Here is a 19,558-nt window from a genome sequence, read left to right on the forward strand (position 1 = left end):
TTGAAAAAATGGAAGAAAAGTTGTCATGAAGGCATGATTTTGAAATACATATAAAATAAAACTTTTAACAGTCAAGGTTACGATTACTGCTTAGCTCATTTGCAATAGATAAGTAACAAGATTGTAAGAAGGCAGGGGGATGGAAGCAGTGAAAAAAGAAGTTATTTTTGATGAAACAGGCACATACAAATACTCTCTATTATGCAAATGGAGTGAAGTAAACGAACGTAAACTTACGTTTATCTTGTCATTTCCAGAAAATACGTATGAATACAGCGATGATACAGCTGTATCCAAATGCATAGAACTGGCGCAAAAGTGGGGATTTGGAGTCTTAGAAATCGTTTATTTATTCAGCTATCAAACCGACCATGTTTCGTTTTTACGCATGCTTTCAAAAGAAGAAGCTGTTGGAACAAGAACAGGTGAATATATTCAAAAAGCAGTGGAAGATGCTGAACTGGTTGTGGTAGCTTGGGGTGATCATGGAAGCATTTATAACCGGCAAGAGGAAGTAGAACGCTTTTTGAAACACAAGCCGGTATACTGTTTTGGAAAAACAAAGCAGCAATTTCCTCGCCATATTTTATCCGTCGTGCACCGTACAGAATTACAAAAATACGAAATGCCAGCTAATCGTGAAGAGTCAGAAGAAGTTTCTTCATTTATTGAAGACATAGATCAAAGTTTTGGTGGAGAGGATTATTCTCCAATTAAACAACTAACAGAAGAAGAACCGCTTATGTTTATTGAAGATATTGCCAGTATGTATCGGTGAAAAGAAGAAGCGAGGTTTATATTCCTCGCTTTTTCGTTAGTATAAAACATCAAGTTTTGTCATATGGTTGTATCAAGAAGCGTGTGTGAAGGGGGAACTTTATGAAGTTGAATGAAGTGTTGCACCGCATCACAACTATTTATAATGAGTTAGAAGAAGAGTGCTTTCAATATATAGGGGCTGTGATCAACGAAAATGCAGAGCTGGATATTTCTCGTCTAGAAGAATTAAGTACGCTGTTAAACTTCGTATATGAATGCTCGCAGGATGTATTAGTAAGTTCTATTTTAACAAAATTGGATTATGGACAACCCATTTATCAATTTGCTATGTTAAAGCCTATTTCCCTTGAAGGAAATGAAGATAAGTTAGATATTTTATATGAAGAAAAGGTAAAAGTAGAAAGAGCTATTCTAGATGTGTATACAGCTCAGCGAAAGAAGTTATTGACTCAAGCAGCTGAAGACTTAAAAGAACTGCACTACGAGCTGCAGACCTATGTGTATGCTTGCAACATATAAGTGAATCTGTTGAACTGGCAAGGCATATATACAAATAAAAGGGAACATGTTAGGATAAATAAAAAGAACTCCTAATCAAAGAGTTCTTTTTATTGTAAAATATATGATTTTGAACTAGTAAAGCAAAGCATAAAGACGGTGGTAATGGCAGTTACCCTTTTCTTTGTGCTTTTTTTATCCGATTGTGTTGATGATACTGCTTACTGCGTTAAAAAAGTTCATAAGTACCTCGTTTAGCAATGTAATATGCCTCCTCTCTTACTAAATATGTACAATCAAATTATCCAATAGTGTTAATGATGCTGCTTACCGCGTTAAATAAGTTCATTAAAACGTCGTTGAACATGTTTGCAACCTCCTTTATGATAGATTCATATAGTAATACGAGAAAACATAAAGTTTGGATCACATTTTTTTAATGTTTTTTTAGAAAAATAGTTAAAAAGAGAGTTTAATGGAGGTTGAAGAAGATGAACTCGTTTACAAACGACGAAAAGCAAGCGGTATACAAAGCGATTTACGGAAGAAGAGATGTACGAACATTTTTGTCTGATGAGATTCCGAATGAAACGGTTTATAACATTCTACAGGCTGCTCACAGCGGACCTTCCGTCGGGTTTATGCAGCCTTGGAATTTTATATTAGTATCTGATACAGAAGTGAAAAATAAACTTGCCTGGGCAGCAGATAAAGAGAGAAGAGCACTGGCTATTCATTATGAAGGTGAAAAGAAAGAAGATTTTTTAGGACTAAAGATTCAAGGATTAAAAGAAGCGCCGTTAACTATTTGCGTAACGTGTGATCCAACAAGAGGGGGCTCTCATGTTCTCGGAAGAAACTCAATTCCAGAAACTGATATGATGTCAACTGCGTGTGCGATTCAAAATATGTGGCTTGCTTCATATGCAGAAGGACTGGCAATGGGGTGGGTAAGTTTTTATAAGAAAAATGATGTACGTGACATTTTACATATTCCTCCTCATATTGATCCTGTAGCGCTCATGTCAATTGGCTATACAGATAAATATCCTGAGAAACCAATCTTAGAACAAGCAAACTGGGAAAAAAGAAGGGATTTAGACAAGCTAATTTATCATAATGTATGGGAAAATGAAAAAGAATAGCGGAGAGAAAATAAAGACATACTAAAAAGCGCCGAAATATAGTAAAATTTGAATATTAAATGATACACTATATATAGCGAAAGCGGATATGAGCGTCTAGCGTATCCGTTTTATTTATATGTATACAAATGACTTGGGAAAAAGAGAGATAGGAGAATTGAAGGTTTCATGAATATTGCAAGAAGTTGGCTTCACAACAAACTTACTGTTCGCATCATTACGCTTATTATCATTACAGTTTTACTTGTCAGCATTAGAAGTATGCTTCAGCTGCTGTTATTTACGTTTATTTTTACCTTTTTAATTGGTCGTCTTCAACAAACGTTAAGAAGAAAGCTTCCGCTTAATTCAACGCTTATACTCATCGTCATCTATATCGCACTGATTGGGGCCCTCGGTATTGTAGGGTATGTATATATCCCGGTTATTATGACGCAAGTTACCGAGCTTGTACAGAAGCTGATGTATTTTTACAAGCATCCCCCTGATAATACATTCGTCACCTATATTATCGATAATCTAAAGAGATTCAAATCACCAGAAAATATTCAGCAGAATATTGATTTAGTATACAGCTATTTATCTAATATTGGAAAAGTAAGTGCACAAGTTTTCTTAGCACTCCTGTTAAGCCTATTCTTTTTACTTGAAAAGTCGCGGATTCACCGATTATTTGTCCAACTGGAACAATCTAGGCTGGGCTGGTTTTTCAAAGAAGCTGGCTACTTGGGGAGAAAATTTGTTAATTCCTTCGGCAAGGTAATAGAAGTTCAGTTTATTATCGCTTTTGTGAACAGCATTTTATCCGTTATTGCGCTGTGGGTGTTAGGGTTTCCTAATTTGCTTGCACTTGGCGTTATGGTCTTTCTACTAGGGCTAGTGCCGGTTCTTGGGGTATTTGTTTCACTCATTCCACTTTGTACAATCGCTTACAGTTTAGGAGGCGGTGTAAAAGTACTATCTGTGTTAATTATGGTGGTAGTACTTCACGCACTTGAAAGCTATGTATTAAATCCAAAGCTCATGTCATCTAAAACAAACTTGCCAACGTTCATTACGTTTATCATTTTAGTGTTTGGTGAACACTTCTTGGGCGTATGGGGGCTAATTCTTGGCATTCCTATTTTTATTTTCTTTTTAGATTTAGTAGGAGTAGATTCAGCACAGAAACTGTCAAAAAAAGAAGAGGCTGGAACAAAATGATTTTAGACGAGGTGAAAAACGAACCATTAATCAAGATGTTTGATTAGTGGTTCGTTTTTTTTGTTATGGTGAACGTAGGTTTCATCTGTCTTCGTTCCTTCTAGCAGTTGACTGGAGGGCAAGGCGAAGACTCCTGCGGGAAAAGCGGAACAGATGAGACCCCGCAGGAGCATAAGCGACGAGGAGCTCAGCGCTCGCCCTCGGAAAGCGAATTCTTGCATGGAAATCAACTGCGGTGTCACAAGCGGTTCGGTTCATATATCCTATTTGTTCGTCTTTAGAATGGATTCATGTCGTTATGTCTCAACCTCTTCTTTTTTAGCGAGCGTATCGTTTTTTGAATAGTAGGATGATCGCCATGCTTAAGTTTATAAGCAAGAAAGATCTGATTTTTTACTGCTAAATGTTCAAGTTCGATTTTCACTTTTTTTTCTCGAATCGCTTCTTGAATTAAATAGCGGGGAAGCAGGCTGATTCCCATGTGATGCTGAATGGCTTTTAACACCGTTTGAAGATTTGGAATTACATGATGAGGCTGAATTTCAGGTCGTTTTTTAAAATGTTGCCGCCAAAATCTCCTGATAATAGGAAGTTCAAGACCATAGCTAATCCACCGCTGATTATATAAAAAATCTTCTACGTCTTTACTAGCTGTCATTTCAAAAGAAGGAGGGACGGTTAAGACAAACTCTTCTTCTTCAATGACCGTATATTCGACTCCTGGTATTTGCAATCTTTGGGTTGTAATAGCAATATCAATTTCGTCGTTTTGTATCTTTTCAAGTAAAACAGAAGCAATACCAAACTGGCTGTAGCAGCGGATACCTGCATCTTTTATTCTTTCTAAAGCTTGTTCGGTAAAATACTCTACGGGAGAACCAATCTTTACGACCGGCAGCGCGTCGGCAGATGAAGCGGTCATTTTTAATTCAATTGAAGCAGCTTCTAGACTTTCAATTAACGGGACAATACGCGTGTACAGTTCTTTACCTTTTTCTGTTGGAATCATCTTTCTCGGTGCACGGATAAATAAACCTTCGCCTATTTCAGCTTCTAAAGCAGCTAAGTGCTGACTCATGGCCGGCTGAGTTAAGATCCTCGCTCTGGCTGCTTCAGAAACGGATCTATATTTGTAAATGCTTATAAAGCTACGATACCATTCAAAATCAATCATTTATGCTATCCTTTCTTATAATTTTATTTATGGATATCTATTTATTTTCTAATTTGTATTATAGACAAGCTCTCTTTAAAATAAAAATAGTAAGCAAATCATTTTTAGATAAAATAATAAAAGCAACGCTAGGAAAATGATTTAAAAAGGAGAGTTAGACTGTGAAAGCATTATTATTGCAAGATAAAAATAAATGGACAGAAATGAAAGTAGAAGAAATAGAAAAACCTCTTCCAAATAAAGGGGAAGTAGTAGTTGAAGTTCACGCAGTGGGACTTAATCCCGTAGATTATAAAACGGCTACTAACGGAAACCCTCATTGGACATATCCTCACATTCTGGGTTTAGACGTAGCTGGGACAATTGATGCAGTTGGAGAAGGAGTAGTTGACTGGAAAAAAGGAGACCGCGTTGTCTATCACGGGGACTTTATGAAAAAAGGCGGATATGCTGAATATGCGGTTACAACTGCTCATTCAATTTCGCGCATTCCTGATGCTGTTACATTTGAAGAAGCTGCTGCTTTGCCTACTGCAGGTTACACGGCGTATGAAGCACTATTTCGTAAACTTCCAATGAACCATATTCAAACCATCTTAATTCACGGAGGAGCTGGAGGTGTAGGGGGCTTTGGCGTGCAGCTTGCTAAAAACGCTGGAAAAACCGTTTTCTCAACAGCTTCAGCACATAATCATGAGTATGTGAAGTCGTTAGGAGCTGATTATGTAATTGATTATCGCGAGGAAAATGTCGTGGAAAAAGTATTGGAGCTGACAAATGGCCGCGGCGTAGATGCTGTGCTTGACACGGTGAGCGCAAAGAACGCAACGGATTCTTTAGATATGATTGCCTATAGAGGACATTTAGCACATATTGCTGGTGCACCTGATTATACAAAAGTAAAGCCTTTTACAAAGGTGATTTCTTATCATGAAGTAGCTTTAAATGCTGCACACCACATTGATGACATGATTGCGCAAGCGGATTTAGCAAAAATGGGCGATGAGCTTTTAGCATTAGTAGCAGAGAAGAAAGTAGCTCCGATGATTGAGCGCATCATCTCGTTAAAAGAAGTGCCAAGTGCATTAGAAGAGCTTTCAAAACGCCATGTGAAAGGGAAAATTATTACTAAAGTTAAATAATAGCAGGACAGAAAAGACTCTTTTATTACAACTAATAAAAGAGTTTTTTTCTGCTATTTTCTTTTTTTGCGTTACTTCACTTATGAACTGCATATGATAGAAGATAATCAAATATAGCAAACGGGTGCGTATGAGCTTTTTTTACTAGTAAAATTGCTTTGAAATCGTGAAATTTTGAATAGTTTGAGTTATGATGAAAGAACGTGAAATTTGTATGATTGAAAGGAGAAAAAAGGTGCAGGGGTTTATTGATTTTGTACAAAATTTAGGCATAGTGGGCATCTTTATTGCTACAGCAATCGAAGCTGCGGCAATTCCTTTTCCGTGTACGTTATCGATTTTGCTCATTGGCTCGGTGCTGCAGCTCTCAATATGGAAAATCCTTATTGTTTCAGCTGTCAATACCGTTATTTATATCGCATTCAACTATATTCCGTTCGTTATGGGATACAGGTTTGAATCTATTACCAAGCGCTGGTTTGGTGAAAAAAATATAAAGCGTGCCCAAAAATGGTTTCATAAATATGGAAAATGGAGTATTACGATTTCTCGTCCCATCAGTATCGCAAACTATATAACCTATTTGGCAGGCCTTAGTAAAATCAAATCTAAGGACTTTGTTTTATACAGCACCTTAGGCATTTTTCCGTGGTTTGTTTTTTTGCTCTATGTAGGAGGACTTGGAGATATTGAAAAAATCCAAAAATATTTGCATGATGTAGATCGTTTAATAATTGTTATTCTTATAATCGGAGTGACAGTTGGTGCAGGCTGGTGGATGAAAAAGAGAAGAGAAAGCCACGCTCAAGAATAAAGCTATAATTATGGTTATAGCTTTATTTTAATATAAAGAAATTCTTTAAATAAAAAGATTTTTCTGAAAAGTAACAAAAAAACATTTTTCCTTTTAAAAAAATGTGATACTATGATACATAAGGTCGCTAAGAGTTGTCTTGGTTCACCGGGTGTTTAATGCAGTCATTTAATAAAAGAATCTAGGTATAGGTGAAAGCTTTGTTTCTAGTAATGTTGAGAAATGCTGCCTTGTGAAGGGAGGTAAGACGTACAGTACGTGTCAAACGTATGTTATTAAAACCGTAAACTTGTAAGCGATTTCTTGTTTTTTACATGTGAGTAGAGCAAATTTGGTTTTGAATGCGGCTTGTCAAAGGTTGGTGAATAATAAGTATAGGTTAAAATTAGATCGATCTAATTATCTGTATTATATGAATGTGAAATGTGTTTGATCGTAAATGAAAATAAGCTTAAAAAGTACAGGCTAGGTACCACAAGTATTTCTGAAATTTTAATAAAACAGGAGGTAAAATCATGAAAAGCGTAGGGCGTATTAATGGCAAAACTCAGCTCATCGGCCTTTTAGCAACTCCAATTGGACATTCATTATCACCATCTATGCATAATATGGCCTTTAAGAAACTGGGATTAAATTATGCTTATTTAGCTTTTGAGGTAGGAAATGACTCGTTAGAAGATGCGATTAAAGGGCTGAGAGCGTTAAATGTTAAAGGTTTTAATGTATCCATGCCCAATAAGACAAAAATTCTCCCGTTTCTTGATGAATTAGCAGACAGCGCCAAATTTTCAGGAGCTGTCAATACCGTCGTAAACGATAATGGCGTACTAGTTGGGCATAGCACAGACGGCATGGGCTACATTCGAAATTTAAAAGAGCACGGCGTAGATATCACAGGGAAAAAAATGACGTTGATCGGTTCGGGTGGAGCAGCGACGCCTATTGCTATTCAAGCGGCTTTAGAAGGACTTGAAGAATTAACAATTTTTGCTCGTGACGATGAATTTTATTCAAAAGCTGTAGAAAACGTAAAAATTATTAATGAAGAGATGAAACATGTTTCATGTAAAGCGAAGCTGTATTCTCTTGAGGATACAGACATGTTAAGAGAAGAAATTAGAACGAGCGATATTTTGACAAATGGAACAGGAGTGGGAATGAAACCGTTAGAAGAATTCAGCATTATTGAAGATATATCAATGCTGCGTCCTGATTTAATTGTAACCGATGTCGTGTATATGCCTATGAGATCAAAACTGTTAGAACAAGCTGAATCAATTGGATGTCACACCATTAATGGAATAGGAATGATGATCTGGCAAGGGGCCATGGCATTTGAATTGTGGACAGGAAAAGAGATGCCTGTGGAGTATATTAAGGAACAAATGTTTGAACCGAGCTTACAGTATTAAAAACGCGTATTTTTTAACTTTGCTAGAAAGTTGTATGAATGAAGTGGCTATATCTTCTTTTTCTCTAGCAAAATAAAAAAATGATTCTAAGTCCAGATGATTAATATATAAAAGGTTTTGTTATATTAAAAAAGTGTATATTTTTAATTTTCTAAAAATTAAAAATATATATTGCGCAGAGAAATGTAATTCAGTATACTAAAACTCAAGTTTGAATTGATTTTATATTAGGCTGTGTCAAACGACGACGCTTAGTAAAAAAGGCAGGTGTTACAATGAGAAATTAAAAAAGCAGACGTTGATCATCATGTTCGGATATTTGAGTAGATCATAAAATATACAGCACCGTTCCGCAATATGTGAAGAGATTCCCGCTGGAATTAGATCGTTCTAATAAAAATTTATTAGATCGTTCTAATTAGAACTTTCTATTAATCTTTTTAATTCCACTAATAAAATGTTTTTACGAAAGGATAAAAGAACAAGTAAATAGCTAGAGGATTAGGTTTTCAGCATTGCCATCTTTCAACTTTAGTTCAGACAGACTTTATGTAAGCAAGCAATTATAAATGGGATCTGAGCAAAGAAATATTTTGTAAAAATGAAAGCGCATACTTAAAATCTTATGAGTGAGGGAAGATAATGAAAAAACATCGTTGGTCGATTGTATTCTTGATTGCGGTTGGTGTAGTTGTAAACTATTTTGATCGAATTAATATGTCCATTGCTATGCCATTGTTACAAAAAGAATTTAACTTGACAGCAGGTCAGATGGGGATTTTCCTATCAGCATTTGCATGGTCTTACGCTTTACTTCAACTTCCTATAGGGCCTTTGCTAGATAAAATAGGCGTAAAATGGGTAACGCGTGTAGCGACCGTGATATGGACAGTAGCTTGTCTTTTAACTGCAGTAGCAAATGGATGGGGGTTAATTATTTTATCTCGGGTGCTGTTAGGAGTTGGAGAAGCACCATTCTTTCCATCTGCTGCCAAAGCAGTTAGCCATTGGGTTCCGCGTCAGGAACGCGGAAAAGCTATCGCAGCTTATGATTCTCAATCCAAACTTTCCAACGCCATCGGGGCGCCTATATTAGCACTAATTGTAACAGAGTGGGGCTGGCGAGGCGGTTTCTTAGCAACTGCTATTCTTAGTTTCATATATGCTATTGTTTATTGGATCTGGTATCGTGAACCTCATGAAGATGAGCGTTTGACGAAAGAAGAATATGACTACATTGTTCAAGGCGGTTCTCAAAGTTCAGAAGAAGCGAAAGGCAGTGCAATGGAGAACATTCGATATTTGCTAACTAAAAGAAAAGTCTGGGCAGTATTCATTGGGTTTGCGGCATACGGCTATTCATGGTTTTTGTTCTTGACTTGGCTTCCTGGATATTTAGCAACAGAAATGAACATGTCTATTTTAAAATCAGGCTGGTACTCGGCTATACCTTGGATTGTAGGTACCATTACTGAAATAGTAATCGGGGGCTGGCTTGTTGATCGTCTTATTAACAAAGGGTATAACCGGACGCGTGTCAGCAAGTTTTTTCTAGTAATAGGTATGGTATTTGGTTTGTCAATTATTGGAGCAGCGTTTACTCACAGTGCGAACGTAGCTGTATTTTGGATTTCAACAGCACTTGGAGGTCTTGTTGTCACATCTGCTGTTGCCTACAGTATTCCTACATTTATTGCACCCAAAGGAACGGTAGGAACATTAACGGGACTTTTAACATTTGGGAATAACTCGATGGCTATTGTTGCACCTATTACGACTGGGTTTATTGTTCAGGCCACGGGTTCATTTATGTATGCTTTCCTTTTAGCAGCTGCTTTTTTAGTGATTGGAATTTTAAGCTATACGTTTCTGCTAACAGATTTAGACCCGATTGAAAGCAAAGAGTCTATCCTATTAGAAGAAAAAGAGTTAACTTTAGAAAAATAAATAATCTTAATATTTTGACTACTATCATTGGTTTTTAACATACAAAAGGAAATCTACAAATTAATTATCTTAATTAACTATGCAAACAGTTATTACCGGAGGGGATTCAACGTGTTGACCAAAAATTATGGACCTTTAACAGGAGTTCAAATACTAGATATTTCTACTATGATTGCTGCTCCCTTTGGAGCTACTTTACTAGCGGACTTGGGGGCGGAAGTAACCAAAATTGAACTTCCGGGAAAAGGAGATACACTTCGGACTGTAGGGCCTTGGAAAGGGACTGAACCCTTAAGGTGGCCGGGACTTGCTCGCAATAAAAAGTCTGTTACGCTGGACATTCGGTCAGAAGAAGGAGCAGAAATTTTCAAAAAGCTAATTAGTGGAGTAGACATTTTAATTGAAAATTTTCGCCCGGGTACACTGGAAAAATGGAACTTAGGATATGAAGAGCTTAAAAAAGTTAACCCTAAGCTAGTAATGGTGCGCGTATCAGGTTATGGACAAACAGGTCCTTATCGAGAAAAAGCTGGATTCGGTACACCAGGGACAGCATTTAGCGGACATACTTATTTACAAGGATATTCAGATCGTCCGCCCGTCAGTCCTTCTTATTCTTTACTAGATTATGTAACGGGCATATACACTGCGTTCGCTTGTGTAAGCGCTATCTATCATAGAGATGTACACGAACAGCCGGAAGGTCAAGTAGTAGAAATGGGATTATATGAATCTATTTTTCGAATGATGGAGTTTTTAATCGCTGAATATGATCAAAACGGAAAAGTAAGAGAAAGAAGCCCTGGACTTGCAGGTCACTCAAGCCCTGCAGGCACATATGAAACAAAAGACGGAAAGTTTGTTGTTTTAGTATGCAGTACAGACTCTACCTTTGATCGTCTTGCAGAGGCAATGGAAAGAAAAGATATGTTAAAGGATCCGCGATACTATACCAACGTAGAGCGTCTAAAACATGATCATGAAGTTCAGGAAATTGTGTCAAATTGGATTAAGTCCTTCACTCAAGACGAGCTGCAGGCAAAGTTAGATTCATTTGGTGTGCCAGTTAGTCCTATCTACAGCATTGAAGATATATTTAACGATCCTCAGTATAGAGAACGAGAAAACATTGTAGAAGTAGAGCACCCCCGCCTAGGAAAAATTAAGGTTCCGGGAGTAGTACCAAAGTTTTCACATACACCGGGAGCAATTCGTCATCGTGCCCCTGAATTGGGAGAACATAATGAAGAAATTCTAGGCGGAAAACTGGGGTTATCAAGTGAAGACTTAGCGGTGTTAAAAGAAAAGGGGGTTATTTAATGAATACTATTCAAAAAATAGAATTACCGGAAAAAGTCATAATCTGTGAAGTAGCCCCAAGGGATGGGTTTCAAGCTGAACATGAGTGGATTCCTACAGAAGAAAAAATATCTATTATCCGTCAGCTAGCCAAGACAGGCATTCAATCAATGGAAATTACATCTTTTGTACATCCGAGAGCGATTCCTCAGTTAAAGGATGCCGAGCAGGTCGTAGAAAGTGTTCAAGATTTAACAAATATCAAATTTCGCGCGTTAGTGCCGAATGTAAAAGGTGCACAGAGAGCCATTGATGCCGGAGTGAAAAAGTTAAAGCTTATGCTTTCAGCTACAGATTCTCACAGCTTATCTAACGCAAATTGTTCTGTAGAAGAGGCCCAAAAAGGTTTTTATCCTATTATCGAATTAGCGGAAAAGCATAACGTTAAAGTGGGAGGTTCAATTTCGGTAGCGTTTGGATGTCCTTATGAAGGAAAAGTTGCTATAGAACGCATTTCTTCTATTGTAGAACGATACAAAATGATGGGTGTCGAAGAAATTTCTTTAGCGGATACAACGGGGATGGCAAATCCTCAGCAAGTGTATCGTATGCTAGGGTTTCTTAAACAAAATTATCCCGGCATCATTTTCTCCATGCATTTGCACAATACGAGAGGAATGGCATTTTCTAATGTAGTGGCTGCTTTGCAGCAGGGTGTTATTCATTTTGATAGTTCTATTATCGGTTTAGGAGGGTGTCCCTACGCTCCAGGCGCCACTGGAAATATAGCTACAGAAGATCTGGTTCATGGATTAAGTGAAATGGGAATTCATACGGGCATTGATCTTAACAAGCTTATTGAAGCAGCAAAAGAGGTGAAGCAAGTAATTGGTCATGACGGTGGAAGCTATATGCTGCAAGCAGGTCCTTGTTCACAACTTCATGCCAAGCCAAAGGTTCAAGAGAAATTAGTATAACTAAGCCGTGAACATGATAGCCTTTTAGGAGGTGATGAGAGCGTTTAAATCAAAAAATTAGATCGATCTATTTTCATCTCATGTAAAAACGTTCAGGTCTTGTCTTATATAAAAGTTTGTTTAATAAAAATGAAAAGTTGGTGCTAAATATGATAGAAACTATTGAAAAGAAATCACAGCCTTATATTAACGGTGGATGGATTATTGAAAATCGAGAAGTTGCTTTAATAAAAAACCCCTATTCTGGAGAAGTCATAGGTGAGCAGCTATTAGCAAATGAAGAAGATGTTGAAAAAGCATTGGCATCAGCCTATGAAGCAAAAAAACATGTCGCCGCCCTTTCTTCTTACCAGCGTTCTAAAATTTTAAAGAAAGCGGCTCTATTACTAGAACAAGAAAAAGAAAAATTTGCTCGACTTATTTCTTTAGAATTAGGAAAGCCTTTGAAAAACACGCTGGACGAAGTGGCCCGTTCAATCGAAACGTTGGAACTGTCAGGGGAAGAGGCAAAAAGATTGATTGGTGAAACATTGCCTGGCGACGTTTCAGAACGAGGTGCACAAGCTATTGCATCTACTTTCCGAGTGCCCGTTGGTGTTGTAGCGGCTATCACACCGTTTAACGCCCCTTTAAATCTTGTATGCCATAAAATTGGGCCGGCTTTTGCTGCTGGGAATAGCGTGATTTTAAAGCCATCTTCCCAAACAACTTTAATCGCAACAGAACTCTTAAAGCTGCTGCTGCGGGCGGGATTCCCTAAAAATGCTGTAAATATGGTGCTTGGTCGAAGACAGGTTGCACAGCAAATTGTAAAAGATGATCGTGTGAATATTATTTCATTTACAGGTGGAACAGTAGCTAGCAAAAACATCTGTGAGCTAGCTGGAATGAAAAAAGTATTGCTCGAACTAGGAGGAAATGCTGCAACGATCGTCCATAACGACGCAGATTTAAACCGTGCTGCAGCTATGTGTGCTAAAACCGGATTTAGCAATTCCGGGCAGAGCTGTATCTCTGTTCAGAGAATTTATGTACATCAATCCGTGCTCTCTGAGTTTACCAATCTTTTAAAAGACGAGGTGCTAACACTTAAAATCGGAGATCCCTTATTGCCTGATACGGATGTAGGGTGTGTAGTAGATGTCCATGCAGCTGAACGAGTGACGAGCTGGATTGATGAGGCCGTACAGTCAGGGGCACAAGTGATATGCGGAGGAAAGCGCCGCGGAGCTACGGTGGAACCTACCGTTCTACTAAATCCTTCTAAAGAAAGTAAAGTTATTTGTGAAGAAGTATTTGGTCCTATTATTAGTATTGTCCCGTACGCTACGATTGAAGAAGCTATTGAAGAGACAAATGATTCTGCTTTTGGTCTTCAAGCAGGGATTTTTACGAACAAAATGGATTTGGCTTATAAAGTGGCTCATTCTCTTGAAATGGGCGGTGTAGTTATTAATGGAACATCTAACTTTAGATTAGATCATTGGCCATATGGCGGAGTGAAAAACAGCGGTATTGGCAGAGAAGGTCCACGTTACGCTGTTGAAGAAATGACTGAAACGAAGATGATTGTATTAAGACTGCCTACAGAGAATTAAAATCAAATCAATATGCAGGACGTTTATAAGTATATATCGCCATTTTAATTAGATCGATCTAATTCGTTTCAATAAAGGAGGAATTTATAAAATGCCTAATCAATTTTCCCTTGCGTATCTTACTGTTCTTGGATGTTCGCCACCTGAAATGACGTATATGGCTGCGAAGGCAGGATATGATTTTGTTAGTTTAAGGCCTATTTACATGGGGTTGCCTGGAGAGCCTAACTATGCGTTAACTGAAAATAAGCAGCTGATGCGAGAAACAAAATCTGCTATGTCAGAAACAGGAGTGAAGCTTCTTGATATAGAGTTAGCACGTATCTATGAGGGAGTTGATCCAAAACGTTACTTACCTGCAATGGAAGCAGCTGCTGAACTTGGAGGACGCCACGTCCTTAGCAGCATTTGGACGGACGATCGCAATTTTGGTATCGAATGCTTTGCTGAACTCTGTGATCTAGCTAAGCCTTTTGGGTTAACCATTGAATTAGAATTTGTTCCTATTGCGAGCGTATACAACCTTAAAGGCGCAATGGATGTTCTTCATACGGCTAATCGTGAAAATGCAGGTCTTATGATTGATATCCACCATTTTCATCGATCAGGAGATAAGGTGGAAGATTTGGAAGACGTGCCTCGTGAGTGGTTTCGCTATCTTCATCTTTGCAATGCTTCTGCGGAAATTCCGAGTTCAAAGGAGGAGATGACTCGAGTTCTTAGAGAAGAACGATTGTATTTAAATGAAGAAGGCATTGATGTTGCAAGTATTATTAATCGTATCCCGCAGGTTCCTTATTCCATAGAGTTGCCAAATGTAAAACGTGCCAACGAACTAGGATATGAAGAGTTTGCGCGCCAATGTTTACAAACTGCTAAACAATACTTAGATAAGCATCCGCGCAAGAAGTATGTTTCTCATGACGCTGTGGGACAAGATCAGCTGCGTTTTCATTCTACACGATAGGTTCTTGTATACCCTTTTAAGTCTAACTGATGTTAGATAGTTTAACAAACTTTTTAAAAAAGTAAACTTTTGTAAAAGGCGAACTATATATAATTTTATTAAAAAGATTATTCGTTTATAGTTGACTTACAGAAAGACCTATAGTATATTTGTAGACAAGAAAAAGCTAAATACGGTTCACTCATATATGTTTGAGAATATGGCTCAGACGTTTCTACCTTATCACCGTAAATGATAGGACTATGAGTAAAAAGTGAATCTAGGTTCCCATTTCTACGTTAGTAGAAAGTTTGGTCCAAGCGATTCACATATTCATTTTTGAAGTGGATATGACACCGAAGGGATAAAAGCCCAGGCGGGTAGGTTTTTGCTCATTGTATTTGAGAGACCTGCCTTTGTTTGGGCTTTTTCTTATGTGTCTATTTGCAGTATGAGCGAGTGATGGAAATTTCTTGTTTGTATCTGCATTGCTTTCTGGGGAGAATAGCGATGCAAAGCATGAAATCACTCACTGAAGCTTTATCTGTAAGCCCTCATTTAACCATGGGAAGTACATTCTATCTATTTTCTAGCATTTTTTCTTTGATGAGCAGCGTGGGGACGCTGCTCCTTTTTTTGTTCTTGCTTTTTTCTCTGTAAATAAAGGTCTCTAAAGAGAAGGTGATTTGCGAAATTTGGCGAATTAATGCTTTAAACAATAAATGATAGAGAAGATAAAGCGGTCTATGAAAAATGAAGAAGTTGAAAAATTGAGGAGGGAATTATGTTGCTTCACTTAATTAATGTTCGTTTGCCAATTATGCACGATCACGCTCTTTTTGAAGTGAAAATTTCAAATGGAATGTATACTTCTATCGTTTTACAAAACGGTTATCTTGAAGGTGACGAGTTTTTTCCGCTGCACGCGGCCGTGTTAGGAAAAGAAACGTCACTTGATGCACAGGGTCGTGTGCTATTACCAGGATTTGTAGATATGCATATGCATTTAGACAAAGCTCATTCGCTTCCTCAAGTGCCCAATATATCTGGAACTCTTCAAGAAGCCATTAAAAATTACAGCAGCAGCCTGCCGGCATTTCCAGAAGAAGAAATTAAGCAGCGAATGTTTAAAACTGCTTTGCAGGCATTAGCTAACGGTACGACTACGATTCGAACGCATATTGATTTTGACTGCAGCATGGAAGAAGATAGTTTATTTCGAAGTTTACAAGCGGCTGTCGAAGTGAGAGATGAATTAAGCCCATATATGGACATGCAGGTTGTTCCGCTATTCTCTAACCTAGACATTGATGATATGCATAAGATGAATAAAATTGAACGAGCATTCGATCTTGAAATTGATGCAATTGGAGGCTGTCCTCATTTAGCTAGAAATCCAGAAAAAGAGATTGATGCTCTATTTTCGCTGGCTCAAGCCTACAATAAACCTCTTGATTTACATGTGGATGAAAGCGATGATCCGTCTGTTGATACAATAATTAATATTGCTCAGAGAACAATTGAACTGAATATGGAAGGAAAAGTGGTAGTGGGGCATCTTTGCTCGCTTGGAGGAATGACTGATGCAAAAGTGAAAGAAATCTTAAACCTTTTGAAACAGGCGAAAATTGGAGTTGTCACATTACCTGCTTCTAATTTATATTTACAGGGAAGAGAAGATAAAGGAATTGTAAGACGAGGCGTAACGCGTATTCGCGACATACAAAAAGCAGCGATTCCAATTGCTACTGCATCTGATAACGTGAACGACCCCTTTCATCCGTTTGGAAAAGCAGACTTGCTGCAAGTAGGGTTACTAACTGCCTATGCTGCACATATGGGAAGTCCGGATGATCAGCGGCAGTTGCTCCGAATGATTACAAGTATACCAGCCCGGCTGATTGGAAAAGAAAAGTATGGAGTGGAAGAAGGAAACGAAGCAAACTTTGTTCTATTAAATGTCCAGTCTGTACAGGAAATATGGACTGAACTTCCCGAAACTCGCTTTGTTTTCAACAAGCATCGCTGGCTTAGCGTAAAGGAGACGCATCAGCGGCTCGCTGATACGAACTTAACTAACCTTTGGCAGGAAAATCAAATTTTAATTGGTTAAATAGACATAAAAAGAAGCTGTCACATTAGTGACAGCTTCTTAATCAATTACTTTTGAACGTTAGCAGCTTGTGGTCCACGAGCTCCATCTTCGATTTCAAATGTAACTTCTTGACCTTCTTCAAGTGATTTGAAACCTTCGCCTTGGATAGCTGAGAAGTGTACGAATACGTCGTCTTGTCCTTCTACTTCGATGAATCCAAAACCTTTTTCTGCATTAAACCATTTTACTTTACCTTGTACCATTGTAGTACCTCCTGTGTGGAAAATCCACGAATATATTACTATCTCTGCTCAATTTCAATAAGAATCACTTTAAAGAAAGTCTTTCTATTTGTTAACACCGAACAAGAAATAATATACCTAGTATAACACTTTTTTATAAAAAAGAAACCTTTTTTCATAAAAAAGTACTCTGAGATAAAAATAAGTTGAAAATATGGATATATTTTGAAATGGCAAATAAGCTATTGTTTTGTGGATCTTTAGCAATCACTAAAATCTTTTATCTCGTAAAAAAAATGAATAGCGAGGTTGACAAATTGAATAATGTGTAACTATAATGGTTACAACAAGCTGAGAAGAATTAGCAGTGCTATAAAAGGCTCAAATTTTTTGTGTTTTATGTAACTATAATGGTTACAACGAAAATAAAAGGAGAGAATAAAAATGAAAATTGGTGTTATTGGAGCAACAGGAAAAGCAGGTCAATTAATTATGGAAGAAGCAAAACAGAGAGGACATGAAGTAACAGCCATTGTTCGAAATGCTTCTAAACTAAAAAATCAAACAAACGTAATGGAAAAAGATATTTTTGCCATTACTTCAAAAGATATTGAACAGTTCGATGCTGTGGTAGATGCATTTAATGCACCTCCTGGAAGCGAACAGCTCCACGTTGAGTCTATACAATCACTTATTAAAGTATTTCAAGGTGTTCAAACGCGACTCGCAGTAGTGGGCGGAGCGGGAAGTTTATTTGTAGATGCAGAAAAAACAACGCCTTTAATGAGCACAGAAGGTTTTCCAGCAGCTTATTATCCAACGGCTTCAAACATGGGGAAAGGTTTAAAAGAACTTGAAAAGTCGACTGTAAATTGGACTTATTTAAGCCCAGCAGCCTTTTTTGATGCAGAAGGTGCTCGCACGGGAGCCTATCAATTAGGAAAAGATCATGTGATCACAAATAGTCAAAATGAAAGTTATATTAGCTATGCTGATTATGCGATTGCTTTAATAGATGAGTTAGAAAATAAAAACCATGTGAATGAACGTTTTGCTGTAGTGGGTGAGAAAGCATAAGCTTACGTTTGAGTCATATTGAAAAACAGCTTACATTTGTTGTGAGCTGTTTTTTATATAAAACAAAATAGATATAAAGCAATGGAAAATGGTATAGAATTTTTATTATTTCTTCGTTTTTCTTTTTAAAAACGATACAATACAACATAGATGATAAAAAGGAGATGAAAAGATGATTCGTTTTGGCGTAATAGGAACAAACTGGATAACAGATCGACTGTTAGAATCAGCTCAGTATGTAGACGACTTTCAGCTTGCAGCTGTTTATTCTCGAACCATTGAAAAAGCAGAAGAATTTGCAGGTAAATATGATATTCCTCATATATTTACTGATTTAGAGGAAATGGCAGCGAGTGCTGAAATTGATGCAGTGTATATTGCTACTCCAAATGCTTATCATGCGGAACAAGCTATCTTATTTTTGAAAAATAACAAGCATGTACTGTGTGAAAAACCGCTCGCAGCCAATGCAGCAGAAGTAACCCGCATGATTCAAACAGCCAAAAATCACAAGGTGTTACTAATGGAAGCGATGAAATCAACCCTTCTTCCTAACTTCAAAGTGATTCAAGAGAACTTACATAAAATTGGGCCAATTCGGAAATACGTTGCATCTTACTGTCAGTATTCTTCTCGTTACGATAAATACAAAGAAGGTATCGTGCTTAATGCCTTTAAGCCAGAGCTTGCCAATGGTTCACTGATGGATTTAGGTGTATATTGTCTTTATCCTCTGATTACGTTGTTTGGAGGGCCTCATAAAATAAAGGCAACGGCGTTTATGCTAGAATCTGGAGTAGATGGAGAAGGGTCAGTTGCGTTAGAGTACGAAGATCGCGACGCGGTCATCATGTATTCTAAGATTACAAATTCGCATTTGCCAAGTGAAATTCAAGGAGAAAAAGGCAGTATGATTATTGACAAAATACATACCGCTGAAAAGGTAGAAATTCGATACAATGACGGACGGGTAGAAGAGTTAACGGTCGATCAGCCTTATCCTGCTATGTACTATGAACTAAATGAATTCGTAGAGCTGTTAAAGCAAGGAAAGATGGAATCAGACACAAATTCTTATGAGAATTCATATTTAACAATGCACGTGATGGATAAAGTGCGAGAGCAAATCGGTCTTGTATATCCAAATGATGAGAAATAAATAACAGAGGCTGGACAAAAGTAGTTTAGTTGAAGAAAGATCCGAACGAG

General features: G+C 37.6%; 17 protein-coding genes and 1 riboswitch. Of the genes, 15 read left to right on the top strand and 2 right to left on the bottom strand.

Features of this window, described 5'->3' with window-relative positions; all coding sequences use genetic code 11:
* Positions 1-139: 139 nt before the first annotated feature.
* The 4 genes from JNUCC25_RS04945 to JNUCC25_RS04960 all read left to right on the top strand — a co-directional run bounded on the left by JNUCC25_RS04945 (position 140) and on the right by JNUCC25_RS04960 (position 3,626).
* Complete coding sequence (locus JNUCC25_RS04945; RefSeq protein ID WP_016763237.1) at positions 140-778, top strand: DUF1643 domain-containing protein; 639 nt, start codon at positions 140-142, stop codon at positions 776-778.
* Between the two features lie 101 nt (positions 779-879).
* On the top strand, positions 880-1,299 hold the full coding sequence (locus JNUCC25_RS04950; RefSeq protein ID WP_013055675.1) for a hypothetical protein: 420 nt from the start codon (positions 880-882) through the stop codon (positions 1,297-1,299).
* 470 nt (positions 1,300-1,769) lie between these two features.
* Entirely contained in the window at positions 1,770-2,423 is a 654-nt protein-coding gene (gene bluB / locus JNUCC25_RS04955) for a 5,6-dimethylbenzimidazole synthase (RefSeq protein ID WP_029324903.1), read from the top strand.
* 168 nt (positions 2,424-2,591) lie between these two features.
* On the top strand, positions 2,592-3,626 hold the full coding sequence (locus JNUCC25_RS04960) for an AI-2E family transporter (protein ID WP_029324904.1): 1,035 nt from the start codon (positions 2,592-2,594) through the stop codon (positions 3,624-3,626).
* 277 nt (positions 3,627-3,903) lie between these two features.
* On the opposite strand, the gene JNUCC25_RS04965 is transcribed toward JNUCC25_RS04960, so the two are convergent.
* The gene (locus JNUCC25_RS04965; protein WP_029324905.1) at positions 3,904-4,800 is read right to left on the bottom strand and encodes a LysR family transcriptional regulator; all 897 of its coding nucleotides are present in this window, start codon (positions 4,798-4,800) and stop codon (positions 3,904-3,906) included.
* A gap of 161 nt (positions 4,801-4,961) precedes the next feature.
* Here JNUCC25_RS04965 and JNUCC25_RS04970 point away from each other — a divergent pair, with 161 nt between their 5' ends.
* From JNUCC25_RS04970 to JNUCC25_RS05010, 9 genes are all read left to right on the top strand, one after another.
* Positions 4,962-5,942 carry a zinc-binding dehydrogenase gene (locus JNUCC25_RS04970; protein WP_029324906.1) on the top strand — a complete coding sequence of 327 codons (981 nt, stop codon included), beginning with the start codon at positions 4,962-4,964 and terminating at the stop codon, positions 5,940-5,942.
* Between the two features lie 235 nt (positions 5,943-6,177).
* Entirely contained in the window at positions 6,178-6,756 is a 579-nt protein-coding gene (locus JNUCC25_RS04975) for a DedA family protein (protein ID WP_225519207.1), read from the top strand.
* Positions 6,757-7,271: 515 nt separating this feature from the next.
* Positions 7,272-8,168, top strand: coding sequence for a shikimate dehydrogenase (locus JNUCC25_RS04980; RefSeq protein ID WP_029324907.1), 897 nt, complete (start codon positions 7,272-7,274; stop codon positions 8,166-8,168).
* A gap of 642 nt (positions 8,169-8,810) precedes the next feature.
* Positions 8,811-10,115 carry an MFS transporter gene (locus JNUCC25_RS04985; RefSeq protein ID WP_013055683.1) on the top strand — a complete coding sequence of 435 codons (1,305 nt, stop codon included), beginning with the start codon at positions 8,811-8,813 and terminating at the stop codon, positions 10,113-10,115.
* 111 nt (positions 10,116-10,226) lie between these two features.
* On the top strand, positions 10,227-11,435 hold the full coding sequence (locus tag JNUCC25_RS04990) for a CaiB/BaiF CoA transferase family protein (protein WP_013055684.1): 1,209 nt from the start codon (positions 10,227-10,229) through the stop codon (positions 11,433-11,435).
* Complete coding sequence (locus tag JNUCC25_RS04995) at positions 11,435-12,391, top strand: hydroxymethylglutaryl-CoA lyase (RefSeq protein WP_029324908.1); 957 nt, start codon at positions 11,435-11,437, stop codon at positions 12,389-12,391. The genes JNUCC25_RS04990 and JNUCC25_RS04995 overlap by 1 nt, the downstream gene beginning before the upstream one ends.
* Before the next feature lie 149 nt (positions 12,392-12,540).
* On the top strand, positions 12,541-13,989 hold the full coding sequence (locus tag JNUCC25_RS05000) for an aldehyde dehydrogenase family protein (RefSeq protein WP_064471355.1): 1,449 nt from the start codon (positions 12,541-12,543) through the stop codon (positions 13,987-13,989).
* A gap of 91 nt (positions 13,990-14,080) precedes the next feature.
* Positions 14,081-14,956 (top strand): sugar phosphate isomerase/epimerase family protein, encoded by an 876-nt coding sequence (locus tag JNUCC25_RS05005; RefSeq protein WP_029324910.1) that lies wholly within the window; start codon positions 14,081-14,083, stop codon positions 14,954-14,956.
* Between the two features lie 161 nt (positions 14,957-15,117).
* Positions 15,118-15,219: riboswitch (purine riboswitch) on the top strand.
* Between the two features lie 500 nt (positions 15,220-15,719).
* Positions 15,720-17,048 (top strand): amidohydrolase family protein, encoded by a 1,329-nt coding sequence (locus JNUCC25_RS05010; RefSeq protein WP_064471356.1) that lies wholly within the window; start codon positions 15,720-15,722, stop codon positions 17,046-17,048.
* A gap of 47 nt (positions 17,049-17,095) precedes the next feature.
* Here the strand turns inward: JNUCC25_RS05010 and JNUCC25_RS05015 are convergent, their stop codons facing one another.
* Positions 17,096-17,293, bottom strand: coding sequence for a cold-shock protein (locus JNUCC25_RS05015; RefSeq protein WP_013055689.1), 198 nt, complete (start codon positions 17,291-17,293; stop codon positions 17,096-17,098).
* Positions 17,294-17,716: 423 nt separating this feature from the next.
* Between JNUCC25_RS05015 and JNUCC25_RS05020 the strand changes: the two genes are divergently transcribed.
* A complete protein-coding gene (locus tag JNUCC25_RS05020; RefSeq protein ID WP_013055690.1) occupies positions 17,717-18,349 on the top strand; it encodes an NAD(P)-dependent oxidoreductase in 633 nt (210 codons plus the stop codon).
* 172 nt (positions 18,350-18,521) lie between these two features.
* A complete protein-coding gene (locus JNUCC25_RS05025; protein ID WP_053486894.1) occupies positions 18,522-19,508 on the top strand; it encodes a Gfo/Idh/MocA family protein in 987 nt (328 codons plus the stop codon).
* Positions 19,509-19,558 lie beyond the last annotated feature (50 nt).

It is taken from the genome of Priestia sp. JNUCC 25 (genome assembly GCF_053667915.1).

Bases quoted from the DNA above. Each gene is read 5' to 3' on its own strand.
- JNUCC25_RS04945 (WP_016763237.1), top strand. From the start codon at position 140: ATGGAAGCAGTGAAAAAAGAAGTTATTTTTGATGAAACAGGCACATAC.
- JNUCC25_RS04950 (WP_013055675.1), top strand. From the start codon at position 880: ATGAAGTTGAATGAAGTGTTGCACCGCATCACAACTATTTATAATGAG.
- bluB (WP_029324903.1), top strand. From the start codon at position 1,770: ATGAACTCGTTTACAAACGACGAAAAGCAAGCGGTATACAAAGCGATT.
- JNUCC25_RS04960 (WP_029324904.1), top strand. From the start codon at position 2,592: ATGAATATTGCAAGAAGTTGGCTTCACAACAAACTTACTGTTCGCATC.
- JNUCC25_RS04965 (WP_029324905.1), bottom strand. From the start codon at position 4,800: ATGATTGATTTTGAATGGTATCGTAGCTTTATAAGCATTTACAAATAT.
- JNUCC25_RS04980 (WP_029324907.1), top strand. From the start codon at position 7,272: ATGAAAAGCGTAGGGCGTATTAATGGCAAAACTCAGCTCATCGGCCTT.
- JNUCC25_RS04985 (WP_013055683.1), top strand. From the start codon at position 8,811: ATGAAAAAACATCGTTGGTCGATTGTATTCTTGATTGCGGTTGGTGTA.
- JNUCC25_RS04995 (WP_029324908.1), top strand. From the start codon at position 11,435: ATGAATACTATTCAAAAAATAGAATTACCGGAAAAAGTCATAATCTGT.
- JNUCC25_RS05000 (WP_064471355.1), top strand. From the start codon at position 12,541: ATGATAGAAACTATTGAAAAGAAATCACAGCCTTATATTAACGGTGGA.
- JNUCC25_RS05005 (WP_029324910.1), top strand. From the start codon at position 14,081: ATGCCTAATCAATTTTCCCTTGCGTATCTTACTGTTCTTGGATGTTCG.
- JNUCC25_RS05010 (WP_064471356.1), top strand. From the start codon at position 15,720: ATGTTGCTTCACTTAATTAATGTTCGTTTGCCAATTATGCACGATCAC.
- JNUCC25_RS05015 (WP_013055689.1), bottom strand. From the start codon at position 17,293: ATGGTACAAGGTAAAGTAAAATGGTTTAATGCAGAAAAAGGTTTTGGA.
- JNUCC25_RS05020 (WP_013055690.1), top strand. From the start codon at position 17,717: ATGAAAATTGGTGTTATTGGAGCAACAGGAAAAGCAGGTCAATTAATT.
- JNUCC25_RS05025 (WP_053486894.1), top strand. From the start codon at position 18,522: ATGATTCGTTTTGGCGTAATAGGAACAAACTGGATAACAGATCGACTG.